A 15,501-nucleotide genomic window follows, 5' to 3' on the forward strand; every position below is an offset into this window, starting at 1 on the left:
TAAAATCATTCAATACTAAAGAGGTATTTATACAGTCATTTACTTTTAAAGATGATATTATAAACCATCATGATATTTATAGTAAAATAAAAAAAATTATTTTATGCAGAAATCAAAAGCAGTCATTGTAAGTGGCTATTTTAACCCACTTCACAAATGCCAAATAGATACTTTCAAAATTATTACAAGACAAACGTCTTTTTATTATAGGAAATCTAAAAGTAGTAGATAAATGCTTTTTATCTATAGATCAAGATCGCACGGTTACTACCAGCATCACCAAAATTCATGAGCTTTTTCTAAACACTATGACTTAGCTTTTGTAACGGAGGAGATCAAAAACAACGATACTATACCCGAACGCCCTATTTGCAAAGCTTTAGACATGACTCTTTTAGACGGTTTGGGTAGTAAAATACAGTCATAATCTTGGTTACTTAAATAAGTAGCTGTATAAAAAAACAATTTACAATATCTTAAAACTTTATTATGAAAAAAATCGCACTAATCACGGGGGTCACAGGGCAAGATGGATCATATTTAGCCGAATTTTTATTACAAAAAAACTATATTGTCCATGGTATTAAAAGACGTAGTTCTTTATTCAATACCGATAGAATTGACCACTTGTATCAAGACCCACATGCAGAAAACAGAAACTTCATTCTCCATTATGGCGATATGACAGATAGCACCAATCTAACACGTTTGATACAACAAGTTCAACCAGACGAGATTTATAACTTAGCGGCAATGAGCCATGTGCAAGTGTCCTTTGAAATGCCTGAATATGTAGCTGATGCCGACGGGATTGGTACACTAAGACTTTTAGAAGCCATTCGTTTATTGGGTTTAGAACAGAAAACTAGAATCTATCAAGCCTCTACATCCGAACTCTATGGCAAGGTACAAGAAGTCCCACAGACAGAAACCACCCCATTTTATCCTCGTTCTCCGTATGCTGTGGCTAAAATGTATGCCTATTGGATTACGGTTAACTATCGTGAAGCTTACAATATGTTTGCTTGTAACGGAATACTTTTTAATCACGAGTCCCCTCTAAGAGGCGAAACCTTTGTCACTCGTAAAATAACAAGAGCCGTATCTAAAATCGCCTTAGGTCTTCAAGACAAACTTTACTTAGGAAATTTAGATGCCCAACGAGATTGGGGTCATGCTAAAGATTATGTACGAATGATGTGGATGATACTCCAAGCAGAACAACCTGAAGATTGGGTCATCGCCACAGGTAAAACAACACCTGTAAGGGAGTTTGTGCGTATGAGTTTTGCTGAATTAGGTATTGAAGTTAATTTTGAAGGTACAGGGATTAATGAAAAAGCTTATGTGGTGGCGTGTACCAATAACGAATTTCAATTACCCGAAGGTAAAGAAGTTCTTAATGTAGACCCAAAATACTTCAGACCAACAGAGGTTGATTTATTAATAGGAGACGCTACAAAAGCCAACACAAAATTAGGATGGATACCCCAGTATAACTTACAAGATTTAGTAAAAGATATGATGGCTAGCGATATTGAACTGATGCAAAAAGAACAGCACCTAAAAGAAAATGGCTATAAAATTTTAAACTATTTTGAGTAGAAAACATCATTAAAAATACAAACTAACAAACACTTCGTAAGAGAACTAGTAGATGTATTTTTAAACTGATTTGTAAAACTTATAAACTAAATCGTTTATAACTAAATTTATTAATAAAATGATTAATAAAATAAATAACTCCACAAAAATATATATTGCTGGTCACAGAGGCATGGTCGGATCCGCTATATGGCGAGCCCTAGATGCCAAGGGCTACACCAATTTAATAGGATTAACCTCTAAACAACTTGATTTAACAAATCAACAAGCTGTAAATCATTTTTTTGAGGATATTAAACCAAGTGTAGTTATTGATGCTGCCGCTCGTGTGGGAGGTATCCTAGCTAATAATAACTACCCATATCCATTTTTAATGGAGAACTTACAAATACAAAATAACCTCATTAATGGTGCACATAACAACAACGTTGAAAAATTTATTTTCTTAGGCAGTTCGTGTATCTATCCAAAACTAGCAACACAACCACTTAAAGAAGACTATTTACTAACAGGGTCCTTAGAACCCACCAACGAATGGTATGCCTTGGCAAAAATTGCAGGCATAAAGGCCTGCGAAGCTATACGCAAACAATACGGCAAAGACTTTGTTAGTTTAATGCCTACAAACTTGTATGGCCCTTTTGATAATTTCCATTTACAAACCTCGCATGTTTTACCTGCCATGTTGCGTAAGTTCCATGAAGCTAAAATAAATAACCATGCGCCTGTGACTCTTTGGGGTTCAGGTACACCCATGCGAGAGTTTTTACATGTTGACGATTTAGCTCAAGCCGTACTATTTGCCTTAGAGCATTTATTACCAGAGTATTTATACAATGTAGGAACGGGTAAAGACGTCACTATTAACTCACTCGCAAAAACTATTCAAACTATTACTGAGCATCAAGGAGATATCCTTTGGGATAATACTAAACCCGATGGCACCCTCCGCAAATTAATGGACAGTTCTAAAATGAACGCTTTAGGCTGGCATGCTAGTTATGACCTTAAAGCTGGTATTGAACACACCTATGACTGGTTTTTAAAAAACCAAGATAGTTTTAAACAAATAACTTTATAATGAATAATAATACGTACTACAAGGTACTTTAAATTATTATTCACAATCAACAAAATATGACTATTAAAAACATCTGTTGTTTAGGAGCTGGCTATGTGGGAGGACCAACCATGTCCGTCATTGCTTTAAAATGTCCCGAAATAAAAGTAACTGTCGTCGATTTAAATGAAGCGCGTATCGCTGCTTGGAACGATGAAAATCTAGAAAATTTACCAATATATGAACCTGGACTTGACAAGGTCGTTGAAAAAGCAAGAGGTCGTAATCTTTTTTTCTCTACGGATGTGGATACTGCTATTGCTGAAGCTGACATGATCTTTATTGCCGTTAATACACCTACCAAAACCTATGGAGAAGGCAAAGGCATGGCAGCCGATTTAAAATTTGTAGAGCTTTCAGCCAGACAAATCGCAAGAGTAGCCAAGTCTGATAAAATCATTGTTGAAAAATCAACATTACCTGTTCGCACTGCTGAAACATTACAAACGATTCTAGACCACACAGGTAATGGCGTTCATTTTGAAGTATTGTCAAATCCTGAATTTTTGGCTGAAGGCACTGCCATGGATGATTTGTTTAATGCAGATCGTGTTTTAATTGGTGGTAACGAAACGCCAGAGGGGCAAAAAGCAATAGCTGCATTGGTAGAAGTTTATGCACACTGGTTAAAGCCAAGTCAAATTTTAACTACAAATGTTTGGTCGTCCGAATTATCTAAATTAACAGCAAATGCTTTTTTAGCTCAGCGAATTTCTTCTATAAATGCCATGTCTGCTTTATGTGAAGCTACCGAAGCTAATGTTAATGAAGTGGCACATGCTATTGGCACGGACAGCCGTATTGGACCAAAATTCTTAAAAGCTTCTGTGGGTTTTGGAGGCTCTTGTTTTCAAAAGGATATTCTGAACTTGGTTTACCTCTGTAGATATTTTAATTTACCTGAGGTTGCCGACTATTGGGAACAAGTAATCAAATTAAATGACTATCAAAAATATAGATTTGCAAAAAAGATTATTACCACATTATTCAACACAGTAAACGGTAAAAAAATTGCTTTTCTAGGATGGGCTTTTAAAAAGGATACCAATGACACCCGTGAGTCTGCCGCCATATATGTCGCTGAACATTTAATAGAAGATGGTGCCGAAATACATATATATGACCCTCAAGTTTCGGAAGCTAAAATAATATCAGACATGCAATACCTATGGTCTTTAAAAGGTTTAAATGAGAATAAAATAGAACAAAAACTAAAACAACTGGTAGTCTATAACTCTTACGAAAAAGCTGTAAAAAATGCACATGCTATTGCTATTTTAACAGAATGGGATGAGTTTTTAGGATACCCTTGGGGAAAAATATATATAGAAATGTTAAAACCGGCTTTTGTCTTTGATGGGAGAAATCTACTAGATTTAGATAAGCTAAATAAAATAGGATTCAAAAGCTATACTATTGGAAAATAAGATTTGTTTAAAGATATTATTATTTTAAACTTCAGCATTATATCATAGCATCCTATTCTCCATTTTTTCGGCAAAAAAATTTTTAGTCAAAAATCTTTTCAAATTAAATAAATGCAAGACGCGAAACGTGTAGCTAATAACACTGGTATTTTATATCTCAGAATGGTCATCACCGTTTTTATTTCACTCTATGTAACAAGGTTAGTGCTAGCAGCTTTAGGAACTGAAGACTTTGGAATATTTAGTGTTGTTGGGGGAGCTATAACAATGCTTACATTTTTGAATGCAGCAATGACCTCTGCAACACAACGTTTTATGTCTTATGCTAAGGGTGAAGCTAATAATATGAAGCTAAAAAACATATTCAATGTAAGCTTAATTCTTCATTTTTTAATAGCCATAGCCATTACTGTAATTTTAGAAGTTGCTGGATATTTTTTTTTTAATGGTGTATTAGAAATCAATCCTGAACGAATTAATGCAGCCAAACTTATATATCAATTTTTAATAGTAAGTACTTTTTTTACAATAATATCTGTTCCATACGATGCTGTTATAAATGCAAATGAGAATATGCTTTTTGTTGCCATAATTGGTGTTATAGAAGCTTTTCTTAAGTTAGCTATCGCATATTATGTTACTTATACTGTTTTTGACAAACTTATAAGCTATGGTTTTTTAATGGCAATTCTTATTATTTTACTTTTGGTTTGTAGACAATTATATTGTCACATAAAATATGAAGAAGTAGATATTAACTTAAAAAAATATAAAGACAAATTATTATTTAAAGAAATGTCAAGGTTTGCTGGGTGGTCACTTTTAGGATCATCCTCAGGAATGCTATCTAACTATGGTCAAGGTATTGTACTGAATATGTATTTTGGGACTTTGATAAATGCTTCTCAAGGAATTTCGAATCAAGTTAATGGGCAATTAAGCTCATTTTCTAATACCATGTTAAAAGCTCTAAATCCGGTAATTGCAAAAAGTGAAGGAGCTGGTAATAGAAAAATGCTGATAAGCTCTGTTAAATTAGGTAGTAAATTTTCATATTTTCTGCTTTCTTTTTTTGCAATACCCGTAATTATAGAAATGCCCTTAATACTAAATTTATGGTTAAAAGATGTACCTGATTATGCTGTAACTTTCTGTAGATTGTTATTGATAAAAAACTTACACGACCAACTATTTGTCACATTAGCACCTGCAATAGCCGCTGTGGGAAATATTAAGAAATATCAAATATACATTTCTCTTTTAGCTTTTACACCATTAATTATTACCGCCATTTTGTTTTCAATGGGCTATGAACCCTATGTATTATATATTGTTTTCATTATACAAAGTGCGGCAAGGTCTTATTTTATCACTTTATATCACGCAAATAAAAACCTTAATTTGTCAATTTCAGGGTTTTTAAATGATGTGGTCTTCAGATGTTTAAGTGTTGCACTGATAGTCTTTATAATTGGTAGTTTATTACATATTTTTTTAGAAGTAGGATATTTAAGACTGTCTCTTGTCATTATAATATGTTCTATCCTTAATCTTCTTGGTTTAGCTTTTATCGTATTAAAAAGTAACGAGAAAAAAATCATATATGAATTAATATTACCTATCATCAAACGGTTAGGAATAATTAAAGCTTAATGAATAAAAAGAAAATTTCACTTTTACATATATTATGACAGAACCTCAAATATTAGATAAAACAGTAATCCAAAATGGTTATTGTATTGGTTGTGGAGCATGTGCAGCAAAAAAAGACTCTCCTTTTAAAATGAAAATGGATAAATATGGAAACATTGTTGCTGAAGCTTCATCAGACTTAAGTCTAAGCTCTGTTGATGTATTAAATATTTGCCCTTTTTCTGGAAAATCTAAGAATGAAACTGAATTGGCAGATATTGTGTTTTCTGACATCGAAAAAGTTGATGATAGAATAGGAAAGTATGAAAAAACCTTTGCTGGGTATGTAAAAGAAAAAGAATTTAGAAAAAAAGGGAGTTCTGGCGGAATTGCGAAATGGATTGGATATCAATTATTAAAAAATAATGAAGTAGATTATTTTGTTCAATTAATACCAAATCAATCAAATGACTCTTCTGCACCATTGTTTGACTATGGATATTTTAGTGATCCTGAAGAGGTCTTAAATGGATCTAAATCTTCTTATTATCCAGTAACATTAGAAAATGTTATAAAAAAAATAAACAAAACAGATGCTCGTTTTGCAATAACTGGTGTTCCTTGCTTTATTAAAACATTACGTCTATTATCATTAGAAGATATTGTTTTAAGAGAGAGAATAAAGTACACAATAGGAATTGTATGTGGAGGAATGAAGAGTGCAAATCAATCTAAAATGATTGGTTGGGAGCTAGGGGTTGAACCAGAAAACTTAATAAATATAGACTTTAGAAGAAAATATAAAGACAGACCAGCAAGTCAGAAAATATATCAAGTCTGGTCTAATAAAGATTCTATAGAACGGTACAAAAATGCTAATGAGATTTATGGAACAGATTATGGTTCTGGTTTTTTTAAACCCAAAGCATGTGATTTTTGTGATGACGTAGTGGGTGAACTAGCAGATATAAGTATTGGAGATGCTTGGCTGAGAGATTTTAGAGATGATCCTAACGGAACCTCACTGGCAATTGTTCGAAACAAAAATATTTTAGAAATATTAAAGCAAGCATCTGAAAAAAATAAAGTAAAATTAACAGAGATCACTGCAGAAGAAACCGGCAAATCTCAATTAGGAGGTTTTAGGCATCGTAGAGAAGGCTTATCATTAAGATTATCCCATAAAGAAAAAAACAAACAATGGTATCCTAAGAAAAGAGTGGTACCTGGGGAATTTAACTTATCTGAAAAAAGAAAGAAAATCTACAACCTTAGGGAAGATATTGCAATTAAAAGTCATAAGGAATTTTATAATGCACTTAAAAAAAACAACTTAAACATATTTAAAGAAGAAATGGCTCCTTTAGTAAATAAATACATTGCAGCCAACAAGCCAAGTTTAAGCTTACGTTTAAAGAGGAAATTTTTAAGATACATACAAAAAATGAAAAAATGAAAATTGGTATAATGACAACCCATTCATCATTAAATAATGGTGCTGTTTTACAAGCATATTCTTTACAAACATATCTGGAAAGCTTAGGGCATGACGTAGAGTTTATTAACTATGAGGAACCTTACCCTTTTAAATATAGAAATTATTTTTCAAAACGTATTTCAATAACATTAAACCTTTGGAAAGACAGGTTAAATGAGAAAAAATATAAGAGAAAAGGTGAATTTGGCAATTTACTTAAAAGAACGACTACTGTTTATAAAACCTTAGAGGACTTACAAAAAAACCCTCCTAAATTTGATGTTTATATAACAGGTAGCGATCAAGTTTGGACAGTTGCTAGCAGAAAAAAAGTTAGGCGCCCTTTTTACTTAGATTTTGGATTTAAAGAAGTGAAAAGAATTTCTTACGCAGCAAGTTTAGGTCAATGCATAGTGCCAGAATATATGGAAAAAGATATGCGAGATTTGTTACTTAAATTTGATGCAATAAGTGTTCGTGAAAGTTCGGGTGTAAAATATATTCAAAATTTGGTTGGAGATAAAAAAGACATTTTTCATGCAATAGACCCAACATTATTAGTAGAACCAAGTATTTTTTCTAAAATATTTTCAAAAGATTTACAATTAAAACAAGAAAGCTTTATTGTATGTTATTCCTTAACGGCCTATAACGATAAGGAAAAGGCGATGGTTAATTATATTCAAAATAAATTAGGAAGCCTACCTATTAAAAATTTAAGAAATCCCGGAACATGTATTAGGATAAAAGACGCAGAAAATATTATAGTCACACCAAGTGAATGGTTAAAGTATTTTAGCATGTCTAAAATAAATATTTGCACATCCTTTCACGCAGTAGTATTTTCATTGGTATTCCACAAACAATTTGTTGTTATTTCTCCATATATCAACAAAAGAATTATGTCCTTGTTAAAATTAGTGAATCTAGAAAATCATTTTATTACAGATTTCAACAAACAAAACATAGATACTCTAATAGAAAAAAAAATTGATTGGAATCACGTAGACAAACAAATTGAAACAAGTAGAGAAAAAAGTAAACTATTTTTAATTGATGCTCTAACAAATTAATTTTAAAAACCTTTTACATAAGTTATGATATCTGTAGTAATACCTTTATACAATAAAGAAACAACAATAATAAAAACTGTGTCATCAGTACTAAATCAAACATATACTGATTTTGAGTTGATTATTGTAGACGATGGTTCATTGGACAAAAGTATAACTTTATTAAAAAACACCTTTAATACTAATGAGTGTATTAAAATTGTATCTCAAAAAAATCAGGGAGTTAGTGTCGCAAGAAATACTGGAGTAGAGAATTCTAAATATAACTTAATTGCTTTTTTAGATGGGGATGATTTATGGGAGCCTACTTATTTAGAAAACATGCACAACATATATTTAAAGTTCCCGAATGCCGGAATGTATTGTTGTGCTGGATTTATTAAAAATGCAGATGGTTCAATTTTTAAGAGAATCAACAATAAAATTACTGAAAAATATTCTAAAATTTCATTTTTCCAAAACCCACATGTTTTTTTACACACGAGTGCTACAATGGTTCAAAAAGATGTGTTTTATAGAGCAAAAGGATTTCCTCCTGGCATGTTAAGGAATCAAGATTATGCTTTATTCTTCTCCATTGCCTTAATTTCAGATGTCTGCTATTGCAACATACCTTTAAGCACCTATGTTGGAGGTGTACCAAATCAAGCTACAAGTAGTTTTACTATGAAAACATTAAACTCAGTAATATCAAGACATAATAAGGTTTACAACAATTGGATTCAGTCAAATAAGACTAAAAATGATTTTTTAATTTTCACTAAATATGAATTGAGACATCAGTTCAAAGTACATATAATTAAAAATGAATATGACTTTTTAGACTCTTTTTTTAGAAACTTGGATTTAAAATTGTTAAAAGAATTTCACTTTATTGAAAGATTTATGTACAAAAGAAAAAAATTAAAATTTTTATCAAAATTAACAATAAATATTACAAAAGTAAGATGGCGTTTAAGAGGCTATCCCATTTTTACTTCTTACTAACACCATTTCTATAACAACTATATGATTATAATTAAACTTTTAAGAAAAATATATATACGCTTTTTTTTTAATATTCCTATAAAAAAAATACCAGAATGTATAGAAAATCCACATCAAGCTTCAAAACTCATCTACGATACTTTAATATCAGATGAGCCATCTATGATTGCTCGTTTTGGTAGCACAGAACTTGCAACATTGATTAATTATTTGGAAGTAAAAAAACAAGATAAGAATATATGGAAGTATATAAAAACCGGTTTGCCATGGTGGTGGGAACAAAACATAATCGATCAAATGCAACAATGGAGTGGTTTTTTCCCCCCAACAAAAGACAAAATTGAACAGTTTTGCGAACTAATGCTTCAGGACATAAAAGAAGTTGATATTTTAGGTTCTTGGATAGCAAATGAGTATTATTTTGAAGACCGCCTTATGGCCAAAAAGGTACATCTTAGGCTTTTAGACCCTTTTGGGTTTGAAACGCAAACACCATGGACAGCAGCATTAAAAGACAAAAAAATATTGATAGTTCATCCTTTTGTAGAATTAATGATAAGTCAATACCAAAATAGAACACTTCTTTTTAACAACAAGGATGTTTTACCTACGTTTGCATCCATAGCTGGTATAAAAGCCATACAAAGTTTAGGTGCTGCAGATCCTCGGTTTTCGGATTGGTTTGAAGCTTTAAGCTTCATGAAAGCCAAAATCAATGAGCAAGACTACGACATTTGCCTAATTGGAGCTGGTGCTTATGGTTTTCCCTTAGCGGCACATGTAAAACGAATGGGAAAAAAAGCAGTACATATGGGAGGGAGCTTGCAATTACTTTTTGGTATTCGAGGTAAGCGATGGGATGACCCTAATTATGGTGTTAAGGAATGGGGAATTCCAAAAGGGAGTTACAGTAACTTGGTAAACGAACATTGGGTTAGACCTGGTGATAATTTAAAACCTAAAAATTCACAACAAGTTGAAGGATCTTGTTATTGGTAGTCAATATGAAAAAATTATTTAGAATTTTTTATTTAGTTCCTGGTCTATTAATTAAATTATTTGAAATTGCAAATGATGGAGCTCGAGACATTCAAAATAAAATAAGGTTTAAAGACGCTATAATTGAGAAAGGTGCTAGTTTTAACCCTAAGACCATCTTGAAAGAAAATTCAAAAGTTTCATCCGGGTGCATATTAAATAATGTCTTTTTAGAAAGTTATTCATACATCGGTAGAAATTGTCTCATTCAAAATACCAGTATAGGCAAATTTTGTTCTATTGCCAATGATGTATTCATCGGTTTAGGTTGTCATCCTATCAATAGATTTTCAACTTCTCCAATTTTTTATAATAAAAATAACCCTCTTAAAATTGCATTAGTAGAAGACGATAAAACTTTCGTTGAATACAAAAAAATTGAAATAGGGAACGATGTCTGGATTGGTGCTCGTGCTATTATTCTTGACGGTGTTAAAATAGGCAATGGAGCCATAATAGCAAGCGGAGCAATCGTAACTAAAGATGTTGAGGATTACGAAATAGTAGGTGGTATTCCTGCTAAATTAATTAAAATGAGATTTGAAAAGGATAAAATTAATCAGCTAAACAAGTCACATTGGTGGTCATTACATTTGGAAGATATATTATCCTATTTTGAATAACACATATATATTATACTTATCTTCTTTTAAATCAAATTGAAAAGATTTTATTCATATGTTCCCAATTCAATAATACAAATTAATTAATGACTTTAACAAAACAAAAGCTAAAACAATATGCACTATTATTTACTTTATTTGGGCTTTTAATAGTAGTTAGCACTAATATATTAGCAAAAGCTGGTATTCTTTTTAGTTTGGGCACCTATGCTTCAATAGTAATAATGTATGTCTCAATTATTATTTTTGCAAAATTTGCATATAATGTTGGTTTAAAACACGTTCCTAAATTCCTTTCTATTGTATACCGCCTTTTAATTTCTTGGTTTATTTTACAAATAATAAGAGGTGCTTTAATTGCAAATAATTATTGGGAATATAAACTTTTATTTTTCAATTCCTTAACTTTTACCTTGATTAGCTTAGTTTTCTTTTTAGGAAATAACCTAAACATAACAAAATACATTTTTCAAAAATATTTATATGCCATTTTACCAATAGCAATAGTTTTATTGCCATTAACTCATAATGTAGCGAATCAGTTATTTTCCAGATTGGCTATTCCTGTAACAATCTTATTACTTTTTATTCCATATATTAAAAAAAAATGGATTATTATATTAACAGTCATTATGATAATCTCTATACTTTCTGAACCAGGATTTAGAACAGGGTTTATAAAAATAGGGGTTTCTCTACTATTACTAATTGGTCTTTATACCAAATTGTTAAATTCAAAAACCGTAAAAAGCATCATATTTTTAACCATGTTAGCACTACCTATTATAATGCTTACTTTAGGGATAATTGGGAGTTATAACATTTTCGAGAAGTTATCTGAAAATGAAGATTTAGAATATAAAATAGAAGTAGGAGATAAACTTCAAAAACAAAATATTGATACGAGATCTTTTCTATACGAAGAAGTTTTAGAAGATTTAATAAGTACAGACAACTTACTATTTGGAAAGAGTCCATCTCAAGGGTATAAATCATATTTTTTTTACAATAATGGAGGAGCTATGAATGGTATTCGTTATTCCTCAGAGGTTAATATATTAAACCTTATGCTATATTTTGGTTTAGTAGGTTGCATGCTCATGGTCATCTTAGTTATAAGTGTGTCATATTATGGCATTTTTAAATCCAATAATAAACTGGCTATCACTTTAGGTTTTTTATTACTAAGTCGCTACTTATTATTTTTTATAGAGGAATTTACTCAGTTTAATTTTAATTTTTACTTTTTTTGGCTGGTTATGGGGTTGGTAGCATCAAAACAATTCAGAAGCATGAATGAGAGTCAAATAAAACTTTGGGTTAGAAATATTTTTAACAAAAGCTCTAAACAGAGTATTAGCCTAAATAAATAAAGATTTATTCATTACTACAATCTTCATAAAGCTTATTTTTTTAGTAGTTCATATTTAACTACAGACACCAAAAACAAATATGTGTATCACAAATAACTTTAGTTCTACTAAAAATGGGAAACTGGAAAAGATGTTTTTTCATTTCTAATGGTGTATTTAACATGATGGACAATTACAAAAACACATATCAGTACTTAGTATATTACAATAATGATAGAACTAAAAACAATAGCAGTATTACTTACCTGCCACAACCGAAAAGATAAAACCATAATGTGTTTAGATGCTTTATTTAAAACATCTTTACCTGAAAATCATTCTTTAGAAGTCATTCTGGTAGATGATGGTTCAACCGATGGTACATCCAAAGCTGTAAAAAAATATTTCCCTAAAGTACATATCATTACAGGAAATGGCAATTTGTATTGGAACCAGGGCATGCGATTAGCCTGGAAATCTGCATATAACATAAAAGATTATGATTTTTATGTATGGTTAAATGACGATACATTTATTGAAAATGATGCTATTACCCATTTAGTATCTAGCTATGAAAGATTTAAAAAAGAAAACCTATCAGAAGCTATTATTGTGGGGTCTTGCAAAAATAATGAAACCTCTACTCGCTTTTCTTATGGTGGACACACCGATAAAGGAATAGTTATACCTAATGGTAAATTACAAAATGTAAAATACATGAATGGCAATTTTGTTTTAGTCTCTAAAACAGTTTTTCATATTTTAGGCAATCTAAATAAAGATTATACGCATGGAATGGGTGATTATGACTATGGATTAAGAGCCTTAGAAGAGAATATACATGTTATTATATCTGAAAAATATGTAGCAACTTGTGCTATAAATAAAGGCATTCCTACTTGGTGTAATCCAAATAAAAAACTTAAACAAAGATGGTCTCATTTCAATTCCCCGTTGGGCTTAAATATTAAAGAATATAAAATATTTAGAAAAAGGTTTTGGCCGAAATCCTATTACAAATCAATCATCAAAGCTTATTTCAAAATGTTATTACCTAAAATCTATTATAAATTATCGTTAAATAAATAATCTTTTTCTTAAAAATAAAAATATGAACAGATTTAGAATAGTATTATGTGAATTTTTTTCGAGGCTTCCAATGTCTGGATATATGCGTGGTATATTATATTCTTTTAGTCCAATAAAATATGTTCTCAAAAAAAATGAAAAATGCAAAATTTTTATAGGTAACGGTGTTTTGTTCGATACATTGTATCCTGAAAATATTGAAATTGGAAATTATACAACGATTGCTGCTGGCAGCAAAATTATAACACATTATCTAATACCAAATAATGGAAATCCTGGGTTCATATTTAGAAAAGGTAACGTTAAAATAGGTAGAGCAACTTTTATTGGTTCAAATGTAATTATCACAAATGAAGTAACAATCGGCAACAATGTAATAGTTGGTTCAGGTTCTATTATTACCAAAAGTATTCCTGATAATCAAATATGGGCAGGTAATCCTGCTAAATTCATAAAGCATAGGTTTATTGAAAACAAATAACCATTAATGGTTTTTACCATATAATCCATCTTAAATAATATCTAAGTTAATAGCAAATTAATGATTCAAATGAAACGCTTAGCTCCCATTTGCCTATTTACGTACAATCGATTAAGTGAAACCCAACAAACCGTAGCAGCATTACAACAAAATTTTTTAGCTAAAGAAAGTGATCTGTTTATATTTTCAGATGGAGCAAAGATTGATGATGGTACGTTAAAAATAAAAGAAGTTAGAACCTTTTTAAAAAACATTTCAGGTTTTAAATCGGTAACACTCTTTGAGTCAAAAAAAAACAAAGGCTTAGCCAATTCTATAATTGATGGCGTAACAAAACTACTCTTAACACATGAATCTGTAATCGTTTTAGAGGATGATTTAATTACCACCCCTAACTTTTTAGATTTTATGAATCAAGCTCTGGAATATTATAAAGCTGATGATACAATTTATACCATAAATGGGTATTCTCCTTTGATTAAAAACATGGACTTAGATACTTTCTATTTGCATAGTAGATGTTTTCCTTGGGGATGGGCAACTTGGAAAAAAAATTGGAATAAAGCATATTTTGATAAAGAGAACATTAGAAAACATATTTCTTTAAATTCAAATGTCTTACCAAATTTTGATAAATATATTGGTGATGATGCTAGCTATATGTTACTAGAAACTTTAAATAATAAAATTAATTCTTGGTACATTAGGTGGGTTTTTAATAACTATTTAGAAAATAAAAAATCTATTTTCCCTGTTTTATCTAAGGTTCAGAACATAGGAGATACAAAAGAAGCTACTAATTATAGCGGGGGTATATCTGCTTATTATTCTGTATTAGACAACTCTCACTACACTAGTTTTGATTTTAGTAAAACAATTATATTAAACAAAACAGACTCTCGTTTTTTAAAATATTTTTCTAAAAAACATAAATTCCTTCATCGATTAAGAATGTTATCATCCAGAGGTGGAGTAAAAAAACTAACAACAGAAATAAAAACAAAAATTTTTAAATAATGGACATACTTAAAAAAATTATATTGTTTTTATTAAAAAAAACTCTTTGGAAGAGATACGAATTTGGAGAAAACTTTCATGCAGGAAGAGGAGTAGTATTTTGGGCTAAGAACCAAATCAAAATAGGAACCAATTTTTATATTGGTCGCTATTCACAAATTGAATGTGATTCCATCATAGGAAACAATGTCCTTATTGGGAACAATGTCGCTTTTATTGGCAAATACGACCATAATTATACTCAAATTGGGGTGCCAATCAGGTTGGCCAAACAAATAAGAGATAACGATTATAATTGGCTAGGTCTAAATTCTAAAGTAGTTGTTGAAGACGATGTCTGGATAGGTTATGGAGCAACTATAATATCGGGAATTACAATTAAAAAAGGAAGCATAGTTGCGGCAGGAAGTGTCGTAACCAAAGATGTTGAACCATATACAATTGTTGGCGGTAATCCTGCGAAATTAATTTCAATGCGTTTTGACCAAGATCAAATCCATCAACACGAATTAAAATTATATCGAAATTAGATACTTTATTTATATGTTCTAATGTTTTAGTCCATTTTTTTACCAGATAA

At 30.7% G+C, this 15,501-nt stretch carries 14 protein-coding genes; all 14 read left to right on the top strand.

Annotation, left to right across the window (positions count from 1 at the left end; all coding sequences use genetic code 11):
- The first annotated feature begins 489 nt into the window (after positions 1–489).
- The 14 genes from gmd (at position 490) to DKT72_RS18820 (ending at position 15,451) form a co-directional block, all read left to right on the top strand.
- Positions 490–1,605, top strand: a complete 1,116-nt coding sequence (gene gmd, locus DKT72_RS08450; RefSeq protein WP_111308302.1) for a GDP-mannose 4,6-dehydratase — start codon at positions 490–492, stop codon at positions 1,603–1,605.
- Positions 1,606–1,702: 97 nt separating this feature from the next.
- Entirely contained in the window at positions 1,703–2,686 is a 984-nt protein-coding gene (locus tag DKT72_RS08455) for a GDP-L-fucose synthase family protein (RefSeq protein ID WP_369074221.1), read from the top strand.
- A 56-nt stretch (positions 2,687–2,742) separates the two neighbouring features.
- Complete coding sequence (locus DKT72_RS08460) at positions 2,743–4,152, top strand: UDP-glucose 6-dehydrogenase (RefSeq protein WP_111308304.1); 1,410 nt, start codon at positions 2,743–2,745, stop codon at positions 4,150–4,152.
- Between the two features lie 111 nt (positions 4,153–4,263).
- The gene (locus tag DKT72_RS08465; RefSeq protein WP_111308305.1) at positions 4,264–5,805 is read left to right on the top strand and encodes an MATE family efflux transporter; all 1,542 of its coding nucleotides are present in this window, start codon (positions 4,264–4,266) and stop codon (positions 5,803–5,805) included.
- 34 nt (positions 5,806–5,839) lie between these two features.
- Positions 5,840–7,240, top strand: coding sequence for a Coenzyme F420 hydrogenase/dehydrogenase, beta subunit C-terminal domain (locus tag DKT72_RS08470; RefSeq protein WP_111308306.1), 1,401 nt, complete (start codon positions 5,840–5,842; stop codon positions 7,238–7,240).
- Positions 7,237–8,334: a polysaccharide pyruvyl transferase family protein gene (locus DKT72_RS08475; protein ID WP_111308307.1), complete on the top strand. Its 1,098-nt coding sequence runs from the start codon at positions 7,237–7,239 to the stop codon at positions 8,332–8,334. Before DKT72_RS08470 ends, DKT72_RS08475 begins: the two co-directional genes overlap by 4 nt.
- Positions 8,335–8,358: 24 nt before the next feature.
- Positions 8,359–9,321: a glycosyltransferase family 2 protein gene (locus DKT72_RS08480; RefSeq protein WP_111308308.1), complete on the top strand. Its 963-nt coding sequence runs from the start codon at positions 8,359–8,361 to the stop codon at positions 9,319–9,321.
- A 21-nt stretch (positions 9,322–9,342) separates the two neighbouring features.
- Positions 9,343–10,320: a hypothetical protein gene (locus DKT72_RS08485; protein ID WP_111308309.1), complete on the top strand. Its 978-nt coding sequence runs from the start codon at positions 9,343–9,345 to the stop codon at positions 10,318–10,320.
- Between the two features lie 5 nt (positions 10,321–10,325).
- On the top strand, positions 10,326–10,982 hold the full coding sequence (locus DKT72_RS08490; RefSeq protein ID WP_111308310.1) for a CatB-related O-acetyltransferase: 657 nt from the start codon (positions 10,326–10,328) through the stop codon (positions 10,980–10,982).
- An 86-nt stretch (positions 10,983–11,068) separates the two neighbouring features.
- Complete coding sequence (locus tag DKT72_RS08495) at positions 11,069–12,355, top strand: hypothetical protein (protein WP_111308311.1); 1,287 nt, start codon at positions 11,069–11,071, stop codon at positions 12,353–12,355.
- 210 nt (positions 12,356–12,565) lie between these two features.
- Positions 12,566–13,423: a glycosyltransferase family 2 protein gene (locus DKT72_RS08500; RefSeq protein WP_111308312.1), complete on the top strand. Its 858-nt coding sequence runs from the start codon at positions 12,566–12,568 to the stop codon at positions 13,421–13,423.
- A 22-nt stretch (positions 13,424–13,445) separates the two neighbouring features.
- Positions 13,446–13,904 carry an acyltransferase gene (locus tag DKT72_RS08505; RefSeq protein WP_111308313.1) on the top strand — a complete coding sequence of 153 codons (459 nt, stop codon included), beginning with the start codon at positions 13,446–13,448 and terminating at the stop codon, positions 13,902–13,904.
- Positions 13,905–13,973: 69 nt separating this feature from the next.
- The gene (locus DKT72_RS08510; RefSeq protein WP_162623273.1) at positions 13,974–14,921 is read left to right on the top strand and encodes a glycosyltransferase; all 948 of its coding nucleotides are present in this window, start codon (positions 13,974–13,976) and stop codon (positions 14,919–14,921) included.
- A complete protein-coding gene (locus tag DKT72_RS18820; protein ID WP_111308315.1) occupies positions 14,921–15,451 on the top strand; it encodes an acyltransferase in 531 nt (176 codons plus the stop codon). Before DKT72_RS08510 ends, DKT72_RS18820 begins: the two co-directional genes overlap by 1 nt.
- Positions 15,452–15,501: the final 50 nt, after the last annotated feature.

The sequence above is a fragment of the Confluentibacter sediminis genome (assembly GCF_003258355.1).
Lineage (GTDB): Bacteria > Bacteroidota > Bacteroidia > Flavobacteriales > Flavobacteriaceae > Confluentibacter > Confluentibacter sediminis.

Coding starts and splice junctions, on each gene's coding strand:
- DKT72_RS08510 (WP_162623273.1), top strand. CDS start 13,974: ATGAAACGCTTAGCTCCCATTTGCCTATTTACGTACAATCGATTAAGT.
- DKT72_RS08465 (WP_111308305.1), top strand. CDS start 4,264: ATGCAAGACGCGAAACGTGTAGCTAATAACACTGGTATTTTATATCTC.
- gmd (WP_111308302.1), top strand. CDS start 490: ATGAAAAAAATCGCACTAATCACGGGGGTCACAGGGCAAGATGGATCA.
- DKT72_RS08500 (WP_111308312.1), top strand. CDS start 12,566: ATGATAGAACTAAAAACAATAGCAGTATTACTTACCTGCCACAACCGA.
- DKT72_RS08505 (WP_111308313.1), top strand. CDS start 13,446: ATGAACAGATTTAGAATAGTATTATGTGAATTTTTTTCGAGGCTTCCA.
- DKT72_RS08485 (WP_111308309.1), top strand. CDS start 9,343: ATGATTATAATTAAACTTTTAAGAAAAATATATATACGCTTTTTTTTT.
- DKT72_RS08475 (WP_111308307.1), top strand. CDS start 7,237: ATGAAAATTGGTATAATGACAACCCATTCATCATTAAATAATGGTGCT.
- DKT72_RS08480 (WP_111308308.1), top strand. CDS start 8,359: ATGATATCTGTAGTAATACCTTTATACAATAAAGAAACAACAATAATA.
- DKT72_RS18820 (WP_111308315.1), top strand. CDS start 14,921: ATGGACATACTTAAAAAAATTATATTGTTTTTATTAAAAAAAACTCTT.
- DKT72_RS08460 (WP_111308304.1), top strand. CDS start 2,743: ATGACTATTAAAAACATCTGTTGTTTAGGAGCTGGCTATGTGGGAGGA.
- DKT72_RS08470 (WP_111308306.1), top strand. CDS start 5,840: ATGACAGAACCTCAAATATTAGATAAAACAGTAATCCAAAATGGTTAT.
- DKT72_RS08490 (WP_111308310.1), top strand. CDS start 10,326: ATGAAAAAATTATTTAGAATTTTTTATTTAGTTCCTGGTCTATTAATT.
- DKT72_RS08495 (WP_111308311.1), top strand. CDS start 11,069: ATGACTTTAACAAAACAAAAGCTAAAACAATATGCACTATTATTTACT.